This window comes from Saccharopolyspora sp. 6V (genome assembly GCF_020176785.1).
Taxonomy (GTDB): domain Bacteria; phylum Actinomycetota; class Actinomycetes; order Mycobacteriales; family Pseudonocardiaceae; genus Saccharopolyspora_C; species Saccharopolyspora_C gregorii.
On record NZ_JAIUKB010000002.1, the window covers coordinates 17,802 to 34,104 of the forward strand.

The following is a 16,303-nucleotide window of genomic DNA, read 5'->3' on the forward strand; positions in this document are numbered from 1 at the left end:
TGCGGTGGCGGAGGTGTCAGCCCGCGACGATGGCGACGGCGTCGGCGAGCCCGTGGTAGCAGGCGAACAGCGTGAAGCACAGCAGGACGGCGAGGATCGCGTTCTCCCACCAGCGGTTCCGGCGATCGCCCATCATGCTGCTGCGGTTGAGGATCACCAGCAGCGCGACGACGGTGAGCACCAGCATCGGCGCCTGGAACGACACCAGCGCCACGGTGAGCGCGGTGAACCCGGGCGCCCACGGCAGCGACCACACCACCGCGCTCAACCCGACCAGCACGAACCCGCGGTACAGCCTCCCTCGTCCGTCCACAGTGGAATCTAAGTCGCCGCGGGCGGCGAGCCGGGACGCGCGGAAGGACTGCACGGCCAGCTTGCTGATGCTGAACAGCACCCCGGCCGAGGTCGTCCAGGTCGCGGCCAGCAGCCCGAAGTAGAAGATGTACGTGCCGATCGGACCGATGGCCCCGCCCAGCGCGCCCGCGATGTCCCGATCGGTCTCGGCGGGTGGGCCGCCGTGCAGCACCTCGGCACCGACGATCCACATGCACAGCCCCAGGAACGCGACCGCGACCGTGCCGAACAGCAGGTCCAGCTGCTGCTTGCGGCGGTGCCCCGGGGTGGTCCAGCCCTTCTCCTCCATCACCTGCGGGTAGATCAGGTTCGCCAGCGAACCCACGCTGGACATCACCAGGCTCAGCAGCAGCAGACCCGAGTTGAACACGCCGAAGTCCGGCGGTAACCGGAACCCGACCAGCCCGCCGGCCAGCGCGGACCAGTCGACGCCGACGAGCGCCACCGCGACGACGAACGAGGCGCCCAGCGCCGCCAGCAGCACCTTGAACACGCCTTCCAGCAGCGAGTACGCGCCGCGGTCGACGAGTACCGCGACGGTGACCGCACCCAGCGCCGCGCCCCAGAACCGGTCGACCGCGCCACCGGTCAGCGCGGTCAGCGCGGTGCCGACACCGCTGAGCATGAACGCCATGCTGATGTAGCAGTAGAACAGCAGCGCCGCGCCGAACACCCACCCGAGCAGCGGACTCAGCCGCACCAGGCCGCGGATGATGCTGGTGTCGCCGTGCGCGTTGAACAGCGGGTACCGCGCGATGGTGGAGACGAGGAAGAACCGGAACACCAGCGACAGCGGCACCACCCACAGCAGGGCGTAGCCGTAGTTGCCGCCCGCGGTCGCGTTCTCCACGAGGTCACCGGCGCCGACCCAGGTGAGGGCGACGACCAGGCCGGGCCCGACGGTCCGGACCAGGTCGAGCCACCGGCGGCTGGGCGACGTCGGTGCGAGCACCGCCGGTTCGGTCGGGTCGGACATGGGACCTCCACGGGACGTCGTCGTCTTCCTGAGGTGTGCTCTCCGCCGCACGGTGGTGATTCCGGTGTCGGATGGCGGAATCTCGTCGAAGCGAGGGGAGTTCCGCCGGGAACAGCCGCGACGCGTTTCGAGTGGCGGAATTGCCGGAACGAGTGACCGAGATTCCGCGCCGCGCGGCGGCGCTCTCAGACCGCGGTGGGCTCCGCGGTGCGGCGGCGGGCGGTGGACTTCAGCAGGGCGCACGCGCCGAGCGCGACGACGCAGGTCGCGGCCACCACGTACAGGCCGCCGGAGACGCTGCCGGTGCGCTCCTGGACTTGGCCCATCAGGGTCGGCGCCACGAACCCGCCCAGGTTGCCGATCGAGTTGATCAGCGCGAGGCCCGGCGCGGTGAGCGCACCCACCAGGTACTGCTGCGGGATGACGAAGAAGGAGGACGCGGCGACCTTGAACCCGACGGTGGCCACGATCAGCATCACCACCGCGAGCAGCGGGTGCGCGAATCCGGCCACGGCGAGCCCGACGGCGGCGAGCACGAACCCGGAACCGAGTACGGTGCGCCGCGCCCCGGTGCGGTCGGAGATCCGGCCGGCCACCAGGATCGCGACGAACGCGGCCGCGAACGGCAGCACCGCGACGAGCCCGATGGTGATCTCGCCGAGCCCGCCGATGCGGCGCACGAAGCTCGGCAGCCAGAAGGTGACCGAGTACTGCGCCAGCTGCGCGGCGAAGTACACCAGGCAGAACAGCAGCATCTGCGGGTCGCGCAGCATGGTCCACCGGGACGGTTCCGGCGCGCCGCCGGACTTGACGCGCTCCTCCTCGGCGAGCCGCTCGATCAGCGCGGTCTTCTCCGCGTCGCTGAGCCACGCCGCGTCGGCGGGCTTCGCCTCCAGGAACCGCCAGGCGACGAGTCCGATGAGGACGGCCGCGAGCCCTTCGATGAGGAACAACCACTGCCAGCCGTGCAAGCCGCCGATGTCGTCCATGCTCAGCAGCGCCCCGGACAGCGGACCGGCGATCACGGCGGCGATGGTGGAGGCGGAGTACAGCGCGGCGTTGGCCCGGCCGCGCACGGCGTTCGGGAACCACTGGGTGAAGTAGTAGAGGACACCGGCGAAGAACCCGGCTTCGGCGGCGCCGAGCAGCAACCGGAGCGCGTAGAAGATCCACTCGTTGTGCGCGAACATCATCGCGGCCGAGACCAGGCCCCAGCTGACCATGATGCGGGTCAGCCAGAGCTTCGCGCCGAACCGCTCCAGCAGGATGTTGCTGGGCACCTCGAACACGGCGTAGGTGAGGAAGAACAGGCCCGCGCCGAGGCCGAACGCCGCGGCGCCGATGCCGGAGTCCGCTTCGAGCGCGTCCTTCGCGAACCCGATGTTGACCCGGTCGATGTAGTTCGCGACGAACATGATCATCACGAGCGGGACGAGCCTGCGGAACGCCTTGCGCAGCGCTCCGTCCAGGACCGGCGTCGCCGGTTCCTGCTCGCTGGCGTGCGGGGAGGAGTGCATCGTTGCACCTGCCTTCGTACGGGGGAGGAGGGGCGCGCGGTCGCGCCGAGGTCCCCGGAGGTGGACGGCCCATCGGCCCCGTCCCGGCGGCCCGCTGGGCCGTCCACCTGGGGAGGTTCGTCGGGGACGGGCGGCTCAGGCCTGGTCGGTGACGGTGACGCTGGCGGTGGTGCGCCTCGCGATCAGGTCCGCGTCGTAGCTGACGCCGATGCCGGGTCCGGTCGGGACGGGCAGCGTGCCGTCCGCGCCGATGGAGGTGTACGCGTCGGTGTAGCCGCAGGTGTAGATCTCCGGGGACGGGTCGGCCAGCTGCGGCGACACGTTCGCGACCTCGTACATCGAGGTGGCCTGCATGGACGCGACCAGGTGCCGGTGGATCGGGCTGGGCCCGTGCACCTCCACGTTGACGCCGAGGGATTCGGCGAACTTGATGGTCTTCAGGCATCCGGTGATGCCGAGGTCGAAGTGCGAGTCGACGCGCAGCAGGTCGGTGCCGCCCGCGAGCAGGAAGTCGGCCTTCGCCTCGGGCCCGGCGACGTGCTCGGTCTGCAGGATCGGGATGTCCAGCGCCTCGCGGAGCTTGCGGTGCGCGAACGCGCCGATGCCCAGCGGCCGCATCGGGTCCTCGTACCAGCGGAATCCCGCGTCCTGGCAGGCCTTTCCGACGAAGATGGCGTCGGAGAGCGAGTCGAACACGCACGCCGGGTCGAGCATCAGCTCGGTCCGCTCGCCCAGGTGCTCGCGCAGGTGCGCGACGTTCTCGGCCTCCTCCCACTTGTCGCCCTCGTGCCAGCTGTGCATCTTGAAGCCGGTCCAGCCGAGTTCGCGCAGCTCGGCGAAGAACGCCACCACCGATTCCTTGTCGGAGAGGCTGCCGACGCGGTCGCCGTTGACGCTGGAGGCGTAGGCGCGGATGCGTTCCCGCCCGCCGCCGAGCAGTTCGGTCAGCGAGGCGCCGTACACCTTGCCCGCCAGGTCCCACAGCGCGTTGTCCAGGAAGCACAGCCCGTAGGAGTGCGCGGGCCGGGACAGCCTGCGCCCGGCCCGCAGGATGCGCTCGCGGGCGTGCCACGGCCGCCCGATGGCGACCCGGGCGACGTCGGCGGCCTGCTGGGCTGACCCGTTCACGGCGTGGTTGGCGTACTCGCCGACGTGCCCGTCGGTGGTGTGCACCCGGACCAGCAGCACGCCGCGCTTCCCGACCACGCCGGGCTGGTGGTACCAGGAACCGGCGCGGGCGTCGACGTCGAAGGTGCGGGTGTAGCCGGGGGTGTCGACGTCGAACTGGACGACCTCGACCTTGTCGATCAGCGTGCTCACGGTGGATCTCCTCTCAGCGCCCGTCTTCGGGCTCGTGCTGCGGCGGCGCGACCGGCGCGCGGGTGGTGCGGTGGGCGTCACGGGGTGGCCGGAACCGCGATCCCGTCGACGCGGCGGGGAACGGGGGAGGGCCCGTCCCGCAGTTCCGGTGGCAGCGACGCCTCGGGCGCGTTCTGCCAGGCGATCGGGCGCAGGAACCGGCGGATCGCGGTGGCACCCACGGAGGTGTGCTGGGTGTCGGTGGCGGGCCACGGCCCGCCGTGCTGCTGGGCCCACGCGACAGCGACGCCGGTGGGATAGCCGTCGAAGAGCAGCCGTCCGGTGCGGCCGCGCAGGGCCGCGACGGCGCGGTCGCGTTCGGGGTCGTCGGCGGCGCCCCCGTGCACGGTGGCGACGAGCGAGCCGGGCAGCCGGTCGAGCAGGCCGGTCAGCTGCTCGGGGGCGTACCGCACGAGGACCGCGATCGGCCCGAACAGCTCCTCCAACAGCGCGGCGTCGAGGTCGTCGGCGTCGACCAGCACCGCGGTCGGCCGCACCTCGAAGCCCGCGCCGGGTTCGGCGGTGGCGGTGATCAGGTGGCGTCCGCCGAGCGCGGCGACCCCGGCCGCGTAGGACTCGGCGATGCCCGCGTTGAGCAGTGCCGGAGCGGGCACCTCGGCGAGGGCGGCGGTGGCGGCGTCGACGAGCCGGTCGCCGTCGGGCCCGGCGGGAACCAGCACGAGACCGGGTTTGGTGCAGAACTGCCCGCCGCCCAAGGTGAACGAGCCGACCAGGCCGCGCCCGATCTCCGCCGCGCGCTCGGCGGCCGCAGCCGCGGTCACCACCAGCGGGTTCACGCTGCCCAGCTCCCCGAAGAACGGGATCGGGTCCGGGCGCCGCGCGATCAGCCCGCGCAGCGCGGTGGCCCCGGCGTGCCCACCGGTGAAGGAGACCGCGGTGATCGCCGGATCGGTGACCAGCGCCGTCCCGGCTTCGCGACCGAACACCACGGAGATCGTGCCGTCCGGGGCGCCCGCGCGGGCCGCGGCGGCGGCGAGGATCCGCCCGCACAGCGCGGAGGTGAGCGGGTGGCTGCCGTGCGCCTTGACCACGACGGCGCAGCCCGCGGCGAGCGCGGCCGCGGTGTCCCCGCCGGGCACCGAGAAGGCGAGCGGGAAGTTGCTGGCGCCGAACACGGCGACCGGCCCGGTCGGCACCAGCATCCGGCGCAGGTCCGGGCGCGGGCCCATCGGCGTGTCCCCGGGATGGTCGACGACGGCCTCCAGGTAGGCGCCGTCCTCGATGACCTCGGCGAAGAACCGCAGCTGGTAGGCGGTCCGGTTCAGCTCCCCGTCCAGTCGCGGGCGTCCGAGCGCGGTCTCCCGGTCGGCGGTGGCGACCACCTCCTCGCGGGCGGCTTCCAGGTCGTCGGCCATGGCGCGCAGCACGGCGGCTCGCCCGGCGCGGCCGATCCGCTCCAGCTCCTCGGTGGCCGTGGCGGCGCGGGCGCAGTGCGCCGCGACCTCGGCGGTGCCGGTCGGCAGCAGGTCGGTGCGGGTGGCCTCGCCGGTGCGCGGGTCGATGCTGGGCAGCGGGTGCGCGCCCGCCGCCGCGCTCATCGGACGTCCCAGCTGGCGAGGATCTTCGCGACCGCTTCCCGCGCCGCCGGTTCGATCCGGGAGGCGGGTGGACGCACGTCGGGTCTGCCGAGGCCGATCTGGTGCAGTGCCTCCTTGATCACGCTGACGTTGTCGGCACCGGCGTCCGCCGCGCGCAGTTCTTCGAACTCCCGCACCTGGTCCCACACCCGCATCGCCGCCGTGAAGTCCCCTGTGGACAGTGCGGCCTGCATCCGCAGCGAGAGGTCCGGGGCGATGGTGGCGAGCCCGGAGGTGAAACCGGTCGCGCCGACCGCCGCGTAGGCGGGGGCGGACAGTTCGGCGAGGCCCGCGATCCAGGTGAACCGGTCGATCCCGGCGACCCGCGCCACCGCGGCGAACCGGGTCGGGTCGGGCAGCGCGTACTTGACGCCGACGACGTTCGGGCAGGCGTCGGCGAGCGCGGTGAAGTCGGCCGCCTCGATCCGCGGCGTCCGCACGTACGGCAGCACCCCGAGGTCGGGGACCGCGGAGGCGATGGCCCGGTGGTAGTCGATCCAGCCTTGCCGGGAGACGTAGGGGTGCACCGGCTGGTGCACCATCACCGCGGCGGCCCCGCGATCCCGCGCGTAGCGGGCGGAGTCGATCGCGGTGGCCGCGTCGAATCCGACTCCGGCGATGAGCAGCGTGTCCGGCCGGACGGCCGCGGCGGTGAGGTCGGCCAGGGCGCGCGTCTCGGCGGGCGAGAGCGTGTAGAACTCGCCGGTGTTGCCGTTGACGGTGAGCACCCGCACGCCGCCGTCGAGCAGCCGTTCCACCGCGCGTTCGGTGTTCGGCACGTCGATGGTGCCGTCCGCGGTGAACGGGGTCGGGGTGATCGCGATGACGTCGGCGAGCCGGCGCCTGATCTCGTCGAGTTCCATGCTTCTCCTCGGAGGAGTCGGGTGAAGACGTCGTTGATCGCCCGCGCAGCCGGATGTCGCTGCGCGGTGGTGGTGTCGGATGTGCGGGGGTGGCGGTCAGCCCGCGGCGGTGTCACCGTCCGCGAGTTCGGCCGCGCCGGTGAGGTGCGGCATGACGCGCTCGACGAACTCGGCGATGTGGGCGCGCAGTGCGGTGGCGACCGCGTCGGCGTCGCCGCGTTCGGCGGCGTCGAGGATGCCGCGGTGCTCGTCGGCTTCGGTCCGCCACCCGCCCGCCGTGCGCCAGCCGGAGACGCTGACCAGCGCGGTCTGGTCCTTGAGCCCGTCGAGGGTGTCCACGAGGAGCGCGTTCCCGCAGCCCGCGTAGAGGTGGCGGTGGAACTCGCGGTTGGCGAGGCTCATTCCCGCGTTGTCCCCGGCCTCGCCCGCGGCCACCGCGCGGTCCAGCGCGACGCCGGCCGGGCCCGGGTCGAAGCCCGCGGTCACGGCCCGGCGCGCCGCTTCGGGTTCCAGCAGCAGCCGCAGGTCGTAGATCGCGGCGGCCTCGTCGGCGTCGAGTTCGCGGACGATGGCTCCCTTGAACCGGCTGAACGCGACGAGGCCGGTGCCGACCAGCGTCTTCAGCGCCTCGCGCACGGGGGTCTTGGACATGCCGAGGACTTCGGCGATGTCGGCTTCGACCAGCTGCTGGCCGGGCCGCAGCCGGTTGGTGAGGATGCCCCGCTTGATGGTCGACAGCGCCCGGTCGGTCCGGTTCGCCAGCGGATCCACCTCCGCGTCGGCGAGCGACAGCCGGAAGGCCGCCATCGCGTCCGGTGAGCTCTCGGCCATCACGCTGCTCCTTCGTACGTCATATATGAGATACGAGGGACTGTAGGGTGGTGGCATGGCGAGGTCAAGCAGTGGGCGGGCGGAGCTCCCCACGACGACCGAGGTCGCCGACCTGTGGCGGGCCGTGGTGCGCGCAGGCGGCGCCATCGGATTCCCCGTGGACGCCCCCGCGGAACTCGTCGCGGAGGCGGCGGCAGGAGAACTGCGCGACGTCGGATCCGGGCGGCAGGAGCTGCTGGTCGAACGCGACGGCGGGCTCCTGGTGGGGATGGTGCTGGTCTGCGGGAAGGAAGGGCAGGTGTTCCGCCACCGGGCGGAAGTGCGGAAGCTGATCGTGCACCCCGGGTGGCAGCGCGGCGGGATCGGGCGTCGTCTGCTGGCCCGCGCGGTCGAGCGCGCCCGCGACCTCGGTTTCCGGCAGCTCGTGCTCGCCACCCGCGGCGGCACCCACCTGCCCGAGTTCTACCGCCGCCAGGGCTGGGCCGAGGTCGGCCGCTTCCCGGCCGCGCTCCAGGTGGCGCCCGGGGACTTCCGGGACGAGCACTGGTTCCAGCGCGAGCTCTGATCCGCCGCGGTCTCCGGTAGCGATGGTCGTCCAGTCCGCAGTGGACGGGCTCGGCCGACCTGCGACCACCTGTCCTTTGTGGACTAGCGGTTCAGCGGTTCGCGCGGGCGAGTCGGTCGACGGCCTCGACCACGGTCTCCGGGGTCGAGCTCGTAACGTTCGCCGTCGTCGCGCAGCGGCACCTCCACCACCGAGCCGCCGGCTTCCGGCACCAGGTCGAAGAACGGCGGGTAGATCGGCGGGTTGACGATCACGCCGTCGCCGGGCGAGATGAGGCGCCGCAACGATTCGACGATGACGACGCTGACGTCGGTGGTGCAGCTCATCCGCTCCGGTGCGGGTTCCCAGTCCCAGGTGTCGGCCGCGTAGGAGGCGAAGGCCTCGGCGGCCCGGGTGTCGTGCGGGTCGACGTAGCCGGTGTCGCCCGCCTCCACCGCGGCCAGCAGCGCGGACTTGATCGCGGGTGCGAGCGGGAAGTCCATCTCGGCGACGAACATCGGCAGCACGTCCGGGCCGTGCGTGCGCCACTTCTCGCTCGTCCGGCGCCGGAGCGTCCACATCGGATCGGCTGCGGTCACGCGCCCTCCTCGGTTCCGGGTCGTGCGGTGGGGGTGCTCACGACGAGCGCGGGTCGGTGGCGTCGCCGTAGCTCTTGGTGAGGTGGTCGCGCAGGGTCGCCGCGAACGCGTCGCCGTCCCCCGAGGCGGCGGCGTCCAGCAGCAGCCCGTGCTCCTCGACGATCGCGGCGGCGCGGTCCAGCAGCCGCCGCCCGTAGCTGAACAGCAGGAAGCGCTGCCGATCGGCGAGCCGGTCGTAGAGCTCCAGCACCACCTCGTTGCCCGCGGCCGCGATGAAGGACCGGTGGAACGCGATGCTCAGCTCCACGAACGCGGTCAGGTCCCCGGCGTCGAGGACTTCCTGCTGCCGCAGCAGATCCGGGCGCATCTCGACGGCGAGCGCGGTGAGCGCGCGCGGGCGGGCGGCGCGCACCGCGCCCGATTCGAGCATCGCCTTGGCTTCGGCGAGTTCGCGGACGGCGCGGTCGCTGAGGGTCTGCACGAGGGCGCCGCGCTTGGGGTAGATCGTCACCCAGCCCTCCTCCTGGAGCCGGACCAGCGCGGCCCGCACGGGCGTGCGGCTCACCGCCAGCTCGGCGGCGAGCGTCGCCTCGCTGAGCATCGTGCCGCCGGGGAAGCGCCCGGTGAGGATGCCCTGCCGGACGTGCCGGTAGGAGCGCTCGTTCGCGGAGCCCTCGTCGAGCGTGGTCCTGGCCATCGTGTGCCGCCTCTCGTCGTCGCCCCCGATCGCTCCATCCTCCCAAGCAGGCCCGCGAGCCGTTGGGATGCAACATGTATCCTAGTTCGGTGACGAATCGACCCGCCGATCGCCCGGACGATCTGGAGGCGAAGTACCGCCGTTCCAAGATCATCAACGTCGTGCTCGCGGCCCTGTCCGCGTTCCTGCTCGTGGTGGTGGCCGCCCAGCTCTCCACCGGGCAGCCCGCGCCGAGCGCCGACGGCGGTGCGGCCTCCCCGCCGCAGCAGGTGGGCGTCGAGCTGCGCGACCCGCACGACCCGATGGCCATCGGCGGCGCCGACGCCCCGGTGGTGCTGGTCGAGTGGACCGACCTGCGCTGCCCGTACTGCGCCGTGTTCAACCGGGACACGCTGCCCGCGCTCGTCCGCGAGTACGTGGACTCGGGGAAGCTGCGCATCGAGATCCGCGACGTCTCCTTCTTCGGCGAGCAGTCGGCCACCGCCGCCGTCGCCGCCCGCGCCGCGGGGAACCAAGGCATGTTCCCCGAATACCTCGGCGCCGTGTACCGGGCCGCCCCCGAATCCGGGCACCCCGACCTCCCGCGCGACCGGCTGATCGGGTTCGCGGAGGAGATCGGCGTGCCCGACCTCGCGAAGTTCACCGCCGACCTCGACGACCCGCGGCTGCTGGAGGCGGTGCGGCAGAGCACCGGTGACGCGCAACGCCTCGGCGTGAACAGCGTCCCGTTCTTCGCCATCGGCAACTCGGCGCTCTCCGGGGCGCAGCCGATCGAGAACTTCCGCGAGTTCGTGGACGCCGCGCTCGCCGGCGGGGAGTAGGGCGCGTGGAACTCGGCCTGCTCGGCGCGTTCGTCGGCGGGGTGCTGACCCTGCTGAGCCCGTGCTCGGTGATGCTGCTGCCAGCCTTCTTCTCCTACGCCTTCACCGCACCCGGCGCGCTGCTCGCGCGCACCGGGGTGTTCTACCTCGGGCTGATCACCACGCTGGTGCCGCTGGGCGTGCTGGCCGGGACGCTCGGCGCGTTCGTGAACGAGTACCGGGACGCCTTCGTCGGCGTGGCGGCCGTCGTGGTGATCGTGCTCGGGGTGCTGATGCTGCTGGACGTGCCGCTGCCGATGCTGAGCAGGACGCAGCGCTCGGCGGGCACCTCGACGGCCTCGGTGTACGCGCTCGGCACGATCTACGGGCTGGCCGGGGTGTGCGCCGGACCGCTGCTCGGGGCGGTGCTGACGTTCGCCGCGGTGTCCGGGAACGCGCTGCGCGGCGGGGTCGTGCTGCTGGTGTTCGCCGCCGGGATGGCGCTGCCGCTGCTGGTGCTGAGCCTGCTGTGGGGCCGGTTGCCGTTCGTGCGCGGCCTGGTGCGCCCGCGGCAGGTGCGGATCGGGCGCTGGGAGAACACCTGGACCGGGGTGGTCGGCGGGGCGCTGACCGCGGCCGTCGGGGTGCTGATGCTGGTCACCCGGGGGACGACGAGCGTGGGCGGCGTGCTCGGCGCCTCCGAACAGGCGCGGCTCGAAGGCCGGGTGCTGGAGCTGTCCGGGGCCGTTCCCGACTGGGCGGTGGTGCTGGTCGTGCTGGCCGTGGCCGGCTCCGCCTGGTTCGTGCTGCACCGCAGGAACCGAACCGGCTGACCTTCCACTTCTGCCGCGTCGCACTGGCGCGGCGGAACTCACCGCCCGTCTTGTACGACGTGCACGCCCGGTCGGGTTCGACGGCGGGCGGTGGGGTTCCCCGCACCGGGCGGCAGGAGCGGATCGACGGCGTGGTCAGGCGAGGAGGAGGGTGAGGGCTCCGAGCAGCACCGCGGACGTGGCGGCGGCTCCGGCGAGGACGCGCTGCGCCGAACCGGGCAGCCGTTCCCCCGGCGGCAAGGCGACGGCGGCGGCCAGCGCGATCCGCGGCGGGGACGCGATGATCGCGAACGAACCCGCCACGTTCTGCCCCGCCAGCGCGATCAGCGGCGTCGCCCCCAGCCCGGCGGACGCGGTCGCGGTGGCGGCCGAGAACATCGCCGCCGCCCCGGTGTTGGACCCGGTGAGGTAGCCGCCGAACGCCCCGATCGCGGGGATCGCGGCGACGAACCCGTACCCGGCGCGCGCGGCCGAGGCCGCCAGGTGCTCGGCCATGCCGGTGGCGGCCATGACGATGCCGAGCACCATGAACAGCACGGCGCCGCCCGCGATCGGCACCCACCGGCGCACGGCGGAGCCGATCACCCGCCACCGGTCCGCTGCCGGGAGGTCGAGCGCGGCGACGGCGACGGCCGTGGCGATCAGCAGCCACACCGCCGGATTCGCCAGCACCGCGGCCGGACCGCTCGCGCCGAGCAGCGCCAGCACCCCGGTGGCGGCGAAGATGCCGCCGACCAGCACGAAGTACGGCAGCAGCGCGAGCGCGAGCGCCCGGTCCACCGCGGGCAGCGGGCCGTTCGCGGCGCGGGTCAGCGCGAGCAGTCCCGCGACCACCACCGCCGAGGCCAGCGCGCCCGCGGGCGGGAACAGCACCAGGTTCACCGCGATCAGCGCCACCCACTCCACGAGCACCACCGCGGCCGCCAGCAGCAGCTGCCGCGGCGCCGGGCGGCCGACGTCGAGGGCGAGCACGGCGCTCGCGGCCACGACCAGGACCGGCAGCGTCAGCAGCGCCGACCACAGGCCGAGCTCCCCTGATCCGACCCCGCCGAGCTGCGCGGCGACCAGCGTGCCGGGGCCGAGGGAGCCCCACGGCACCAGCACCAGCCCGAGCAGTCCGGAGACCACCGCCTTCACCGGGGGCAGCCCGAGCCGGACCAGCAGGGGAGCGGTGATCACCACGCCGAGGCCGAACCCGGTGACGGATTCCATGAACGGCGTCAGCCCGAACACCAGCAGCAGCAGGGTGACCGTCCGGTCCGCGCCGCGTTCGGCGCCGTCGAGCCAGTCGGCGATCCGGTCCTGCGCACCGCCGCGCCGCATGGCCTCCGCTAGCCCGACGCCGCCGAGCAGGATCACGGCGACCTCGACGACGGTGGGCGCCATGTCCCGCGCCGAAGCCGCCATCCCGGCCGCGTCGAGGGGGAACGCGAGCGCCGCGGCGAGGACGGCGACGACCAGCCCGGTGGCTCCGGCCCACAGCGACGGGATCCGCACCGCCAGCAGGAGCAGCACGACGAGGATGGGCGCGGCGGCGGCGAGGAGCATCGGCATGGCACGTCCGGGGCGGGTCGGCGGTGGGGCCGGCCGGGCGCGTTCCCGGCCTTCCGGGGGCCGGGTTCCGCTGGGGTGCGGAACGGCTCCTCGCGGGAAAACTACCGATGTTCCGCGGTGCGGTGGCATCCGGTGCCGCCGATCTCACCGCTGCGGCGGGATTCCGCCCGCATCGTCCACAGCGGGCGATCGCGCCACCGGGCCCGGCCGGTCGAGCCCCTGGTCACTTCGGGTGATCGCTCGGCGTCCGGTCGGGTGGTCGGCGGATCTTCGAGAGCCGCGTCACGCGATCGTTGCGCCCGATGCTCGATATTCCGCTACTCCGATCAGTCCATGGGCTCCTGTGCTGCAACACTCAGCACTAATCGCATTGACAATCATTTTCAACAGCGTCTTAGATGGTGGTCGCGCACGGTGCGGCGATGAGGCGGAGTGCGCTTGCGGGCGCGATCAACTCTAGTTAGCCTAACCTAAGTTGACTGGGATGGCGTGACGGACCGTGATCCGTGCGCCGTGGATTCACTAAGCCGGGTGGCGCCGATCGGTGCCACCCGCAACTGGGGCCGTGCGCGATCGCGATCAAGCACGGGAAAGTGGGAGACGATCAGATGACCTCCGTTGGCGGTGCGGTGGAACGCCGCATCCAGTTCGACGGCGACGCGCTCGCCGCGACCGCCGGGCTCTGCGCGGAGTCGGCCGACCAGCACGTGCTCTACGAGCACGGCGGTGCGATCCGGTGGGCCGAGGGGCGGCAGGCCGAAGTCCAGGTCCGCGCGACCGGCGCGACCCTCGTGCGCGGTGCGCGGCGCACCGAGTTCCCGCTGCGGACGCACCCGCTCGCCGCGGCGGGCGACGCGCTGCGCTCGCTCGGCGGAGCGGAGGCGCCGGGCGGGCCGCGGGCGTGCGGCTGGGTCAGCTTCGAGCTCTCGCAGGCCCACCGCGACGCGGTCGCCGCCGAGGACGTGCTCGCCTGGTTCCTGGTGCCGGAGCGGGAGGTCGTCGTCGACGGCGGGACCGCGCTGCTGCGCGCCGCCGACGCCACCGATCTCGACCGGCTCGAGCGGAGGTTGCGGGCGGCGACCGCGGCCGAGCCCGTCCCGGCGGACGCCGACCTGCTGGAGCACGGCGCCGAGGAGTACCGCGCGGGCGTCCGCGACGCGGTCGCCGAGATCCGCGCCGGCCGGCTGGACAAGGTGATCCTGTCCCGCCCGGTCCCGGTGCCCGGCGAGATCGACCTCGCCGCCACCTACCTCGCCGGGCGCCGCGCGAACACCCCGGCGCGCTCGTTCCTGCTCCGCCTCGGCGGCTGGGAGGCGGCCGGGTACAGCCCGGAGATCGTCGCGAAGGTCGGTCCCGGCCGCGTCGTCACCACGCAACCGCTGGCCGGAACCCGCGCGCTGGCAGGAGATTCCGAAGTGGACGGTGCGTTGCGCGCCGAGCTCTACCGGGACGCCAAGGAGGTCTACGAGCACGCGATCTCGGTGCGGCTCGCGGCGCAGGAGCTCGACGGCGTGTGCGCGCCCGGCTCGGTGCGCGTCGCGGAGTTCATGCACGTGGAGGAGCGCGGCAGCGTGCAGCACCTGGCCTCCGAGCTCAGCGGCGTGCTGCGCGCCGAGGCCGACGCGTGGGACGCGCTGGCCGCGCTGTTCCCCGCCGTCACGGCCTCCGGCATCCCCAAGGAACCGGCCGGGGCGCTGATCCGGCGGCTGGAACGCGAGGAACGCGGCCTCTACAGCGGCGCGGTCGTCGCCGTGGACGGCGACGAGCTGGACGCGGCCCTGGTGCTGCGCAGCGTCTACCGCAAGGACGGCCGCACCTGGCTGCGCGCGGGTGCGGGCGTGGTCGCGGACTCCGACCCGGACCGGGAGCTGGAGGAGACCCGCGAGAAGCTGCGCAGCGTCTGCCGCCACCTGGTGCCCGCCGCGGAACCGGCGGTGACCCCGTGACCGGGGCGCGGCCGCTGCGGGTCGTGGTCGCGGGCACCGCGTTCGGGCGGATCTACCTGGACGCGGTGCGCTCGGACCCGGAATCCTTCGAACTGGCCGGAATCCTGTCCCAGGGCAGCGCGTTCTCCCGCGCGCTCGCCGCGGAGCGCGGCGTCCCGTCCTACGCGGACCCGAGCGAGGTCCCCGCGGACGTGGACGTGGTCTGCGTCGTGGTGCGCTCCGGCGCCACCGGCGGCACCGGATCGGAGCTGGCGCGGGAGTTCCTGCGCCGCGGCACCCACGTGCTGCAGGAACACCCGGTGCACGCCGAGGAGATCGCGCAGAACCTGCGGGCCGCCCGGGACGGCGGTGCCGCGTACGCGGTGAACACGCTCTACCACGACATCGAGCCGGTGCGGACCTTCCTGGACGCGGTGGCCCGGCTGCGCGCCGAGCACCCGCTGCGGTTCGTCGACGCCGCCTGCAACAGCCAGGTCCTGCTCCCGCTGCTCGACGTGCTCGGCCGGGTCGCGGGCGCGCTGCGGCCGTGGGCGTTCGGCGACTGCGATCCGGTGCCCGAGCGGCTCGCGGTGCTCGCGGCGCAACCGCAACCGTTCCGCGCGCTGCACGCCGTGGTCGGTGGCCTGCCGGTGACGCTGCGGGTGCAGAACCAGGTGCACCCGGACGACCCGGACAACCACTCGCACCTGCTGCACCGGATCTCGGTCGGCACCGACGCGGGAGTGCTGGAACTGGCCGACACGCACGGACCGGTGCTGTGGAACCCGCGGCTGCACTCGCCGCGCGACGAGACCGGCAGGCTCGTGCTCGCCGGGCCGGGCACCGAACGGCTCGCGGTGCCCAGCACCTCGGTGTTGCAGGAGGCGCCCGGCACCTTCCACGACGTGTTCGCGCGGCTGTGGCCCGGCGCGGTGCGGGCCTCGCTGCTGCGGTTGCGCGCGGACATCGATCGACCCGCCCGCCGCACCGCCGCCGGGCAGTGGGCGCTGTCGGTGGCGACGGCCTGGGCCGACCTCACCGCGAAGCTCGGCATGCCCGAGGTGGTCCGGCCCGCGGAACCACCCGTCGTCGACCGGCGGGAGCTGGTCCGATGAGCGCCCGGTGCAGTCACGTGCTGCTGCGGGTCGACGACCTCGCGGCCGCGGTCGCGGACTTCCGCGCCGCCGGGTTCCAGGTCGACTTCGCCACCGCCGAGGAACGGGCGCTGCACGCGCACGTGTGGTTCCCGGACGGCCCGATCGTCGAACTGCTCACCACGCCGCGCGGTGCGCGGTGGTTCCGGCTGCCGCTGGAGCTGTTCTTCGGCCGCGGCGCGGGGAAGCGCATGGTGCGCTGGGCGCGCCAGGCCGAGGGCTTCTGCGACGTCGCCGTGCTGACCCCTCGCGACGGGTTCGCCGGACGCCTCGCCGCGCTCGCCCGAGCCGGGGTGCCCAGCGGGCGCGCCGTGCGCTGGAAGCGGCGGCGCCCGGACGGGGCGCGCACCGAGTTCTCCTTCGCCTACCCGCGCAACGACCGGCTGCCGTTCCTGGTCACCCCGTACGACCCGCCGCAGCACCCGCCCGCCGTGGCGCACCCGAACGGGGCCACCGCGCTGCGCACCGTCGAGGTGGGCGTGCGGGCGCGGGACCTGCCCGCGTTCCGCGCCCTCGTCGGCGACGCCCCCGGTTTCCGGGTGCGGGAAGCACCGGTCACCGGAGTGCTGGCGATCGAGATCGCCGGGCTGGACCACGACGTGGATCCGGCGCTCACGCACGGCGCCGTGCTGCGCGCGGCACCCGCGGACGGCTAGCGCGCCCCTCTCCCCGCCCCTTCCGGCGGGACCGCACGTCCGA

General features: G+C 73.6%; 15 protein-coding genes. 6 read left to right on the forward strand and 9 right to left on the reverse strand.

Annotated elements, in window-relative coordinates; translation table 11 throughout:
- Window positions 1-16 precede the first annotated feature (16 nt).
- From LCD35_RS00580 to LCD35_RS00605, 6 genes are all read right to left on the reverse strand, one after another.
- Window positions 17-1,330, reverse strand: coding sequence for an Nramp family divalent metal transporter (locus LCD35_RS00580; protein ID WP_225043551.1), 1,314 nt, complete (start codon window positions 1,328-1,330; stop codon window positions 17-19).
- A gap of 185 nt (window positions 1,331-1,515) precedes the next feature.
- Window positions 1,516-2,847, reverse strand: a complete 1,332-nt coding sequence (locus LCD35_RS00585; RefSeq protein WP_224956293.1) for an MFS transporter — start codon at window positions 2,845-2,847, stop codon at window positions 1,516-1,518.
- A gap of 135 nt (window positions 2,848-2,982) precedes the next feature.
- Window positions 2,983-4,167: an enolase C-terminal domain-like protein gene (locus tag LCD35_RS00590; protein ID WP_224956295.1), complete on the reverse strand. Its 1,185-nt coding sequence runs from the start codon at window positions 4,165-4,167 to the stop codon at window positions 2,983-2,985.
- 77 nt (window positions 4,168-4,244) lie between these two features.
- The gene (locus tag LCD35_RS00595; protein WP_224956297.1) at window positions 4,245-5,765 is read right to left on the reverse strand and encodes an aldehyde dehydrogenase family protein; all 1,521 of its coding nucleotides are present in this window, start codon (window positions 5,763-5,765) and stop codon (window positions 4,245-4,247) included.
- Entirely contained in the window at window positions 5,762-6,667 is a 906-nt protein-coding gene (locus LCD35_RS00600) for a dihydrodipicolinate synthase family protein (protein ID WP_225043552.1), read from the reverse strand. Before LCD35_RS00600 ends, LCD35_RS00595 begins: the two co-directional genes overlap by 4 nt.
- A gap of 96 nt (window positions 6,668-6,763) precedes the next feature.
- Complete coding sequence (locus LCD35_RS00605) at window positions 6,764-7,474, reverse strand: GntR family transcriptional regulator (RefSeq protein WP_225043560.1); 711 nt, start codon at window positions 7,472-7,474, stop codon at window positions 6,764-6,766.
- A gap of 79 nt (window positions 7,475-7,553) precedes the next feature.
- On the opposite strand from LCD35_RS00605, the gene LCD35_RS00610 reads away from it, so the two are divergent.
- On the forward strand, window positions 7,554-8,063 hold the full coding sequence (locus tag LCD35_RS00610) for a GNAT family N-acetyltransferase (protein WP_225043553.1): 510 nt from the start codon (window positions 7,554-7,556) through the stop codon (window positions 8,061-8,063).
- Between the two features lie 83 nt (window positions 8,064-8,146).
- On the opposite strand, the gene LCD35_RS00615 is transcribed toward LCD35_RS00610, so the two are convergent.
- Together LCD35_RS00615 and LCD35_RS00620 are read right to left on the reverse strand one after the other, a co-directional pair.
- Window positions 8,147-8,641, reverse strand: coding sequence for a hypothetical protein (locus LCD35_RS00615; protein WP_225043554.1), 495 nt, complete (start codon window positions 8,639-8,641; stop codon window positions 8,147-8,149).
- Between the two features lie 37 nt (window positions 8,642-8,678).
- A complete protein-coding gene (locus LCD35_RS00620; RefSeq protein ID WP_225043555.1) occupies window positions 8,679-9,338 on the reverse strand; it encodes a GntR family transcriptional regulator in 660 nt (219 codons plus the stop codon).
- Window positions 9,339-9,427: 89 nt separating this feature from the next.
- On the opposite strand from LCD35_RS00620, the gene LCD35_RS00625 reads away from it, so the two are divergent.
- Entirely contained in the window at window positions 9,428-10,159 is a 732-nt protein-coding gene (locus LCD35_RS00625; protein WP_224956304.1) for a thioredoxin domain-containing protein, read from the forward strand.
- Between the two features lie 5 nt (window positions 10,160-10,164).
- Window positions 10,165-10,971, forward strand: a complete 807-nt coding sequence (locus LCD35_RS00630) for a cytochrome c biogenesis CcdA family protein (RefSeq protein ID WP_225043556.1) — start codon at window positions 10,165-10,167, stop codon at window positions 10,969-10,971.
- A gap of 135 nt (window positions 10,972-11,106) precedes the next feature.
- Here LCD35_RS00630 and LCD35_RS00635 read toward each other — a convergent pair whose 3' ends face one another.
- Window positions 11,107-12,525 (reverse strand): L-lactate permease, encoded by a 1,419-nt coding sequence (locus LCD35_RS00635; protein WP_225043557.1) that lies wholly within the window; start codon window positions 12,523-12,525, stop codon window positions 11,107-11,109.
- Between the two features lie 608 nt (window positions 12,526-13,133).
- Between LCD35_RS00635 and LCD35_RS00640 the strand changes: the two genes are divergently transcribed.
- Genes LCD35_RS00640 through LCD35_RS00650 form a run of 3 tightly spaced genes read left to right on the forward strand, consistent with a single transcriptional unit; the run spans window position 13,134 to window position 16,260 of the window.
- On the forward strand, window positions 13,134-14,471 hold the full coding sequence (locus LCD35_RS00640) for a salicylate synthase (RefSeq protein ID WP_225043558.1): 1,338 nt from the start codon (window positions 13,134-13,136) through the stop codon (window positions 14,469-14,471).
- Complete coding sequence (locus LCD35_RS00645; protein WP_224965845.1) at window positions 14,468-15,565, forward strand: Gfo/Idh/MocA family oxidoreductase; 1,098 nt, start codon at window positions 14,468-14,470, stop codon at window positions 15,563-15,565. The genes LCD35_RS00640 and LCD35_RS00645 overlap by 4 nt, the downstream gene beginning before the upstream one ends.
- Window positions 15,562-16,260, forward strand: coding sequence for a VOC family protein (locus LCD35_RS00650; protein WP_224965846.1), 699 nt, complete (start codon window positions 15,562-15,564; stop codon window positions 16,258-16,260). The genes LCD35_RS00645 and LCD35_RS00650 overlap by 4 nt, the downstream gene beginning before the upstream one ends.
- The last annotated feature ends 43 nt before the right edge of the window (window positions 16,261-16,303 follow it).

What these genes read in the sequence shown, in the direction of transcription:
- LCD35_RS00585 (WP_224956293.1), bottom strand. Translation starts at nt 2,847, where the DNA reads ATGCACTCCTCCCCGCACGCCAGCGAGCAGGAACCGGCGACGCCGGTC.
- LCD35_RS00640 (WP_225043558.1), top strand. Translation starts at nt 13,134, where the DNA reads ATGACCTCCGTTGGCGGTGCGGTGGAACGCCGCATCCAGTTCGACGGC.
- LCD35_RS00600 (WP_225043552.1), bottom strand. Translation starts at nt 6,667, where the DNA reads ATGGAACTCGACGAGATCAGGCGCCGGCTCGCCGACGTCATCGCGATC.
- LCD35_RS00595 (WP_224956297.1), bottom strand. Translation starts at nt 5,765, where the DNA reads ATGAGCGCGGCGGCGGGCGCGCACCCGCTGCCCAGCATCGACCCGCGC.
- LCD35_RS00620 (WP_225043555.1), bottom strand. Translation starts at nt 9,338, where the DNA reads ATGGCCAGGACCACGCTCGACGAGGGCTCCGCGAACGAGCGCTCCTAC.
- LCD35_RS00610 (WP_225043553.1), top strand. Translation starts at nt 7,554, where the DNA reads ATGGCGAGGTCAAGCAGTGGGCGGGCGGAGCTCCCCACGACGACCGAG.
- LCD35_RS00635 (WP_225043557.1), bottom strand. Translation starts at nt 12,525, where the DNA reads ATGCCGATGCTCCTCGCCGCCGCCGCGCCCATCCTCGTCGTGCTGCTC.
- LCD35_RS00650 (WP_224965846.1), top strand. Translation starts at nt 15,562, where the DNA reads ATGAGCGCCCGGTGCAGTCACGTGCTGCTGCGGGTCGACGACCTCGCG.
- LCD35_RS00605 (WP_225043560.1), bottom strand. Translation starts at nt 7,474, where the DNA reads ATGGCGGCCTTCCGGCTGTCGCTCGCCGACGCGGAGGTGGATCCGCTG.
- LCD35_RS00580 (WP_225043551.1), bottom strand. Translation starts at nt 1,330, where the DNA reads ATGTCCGACCCGACCGAACCGGCGGTGCTCGCACCGACGTCGCCCAGC.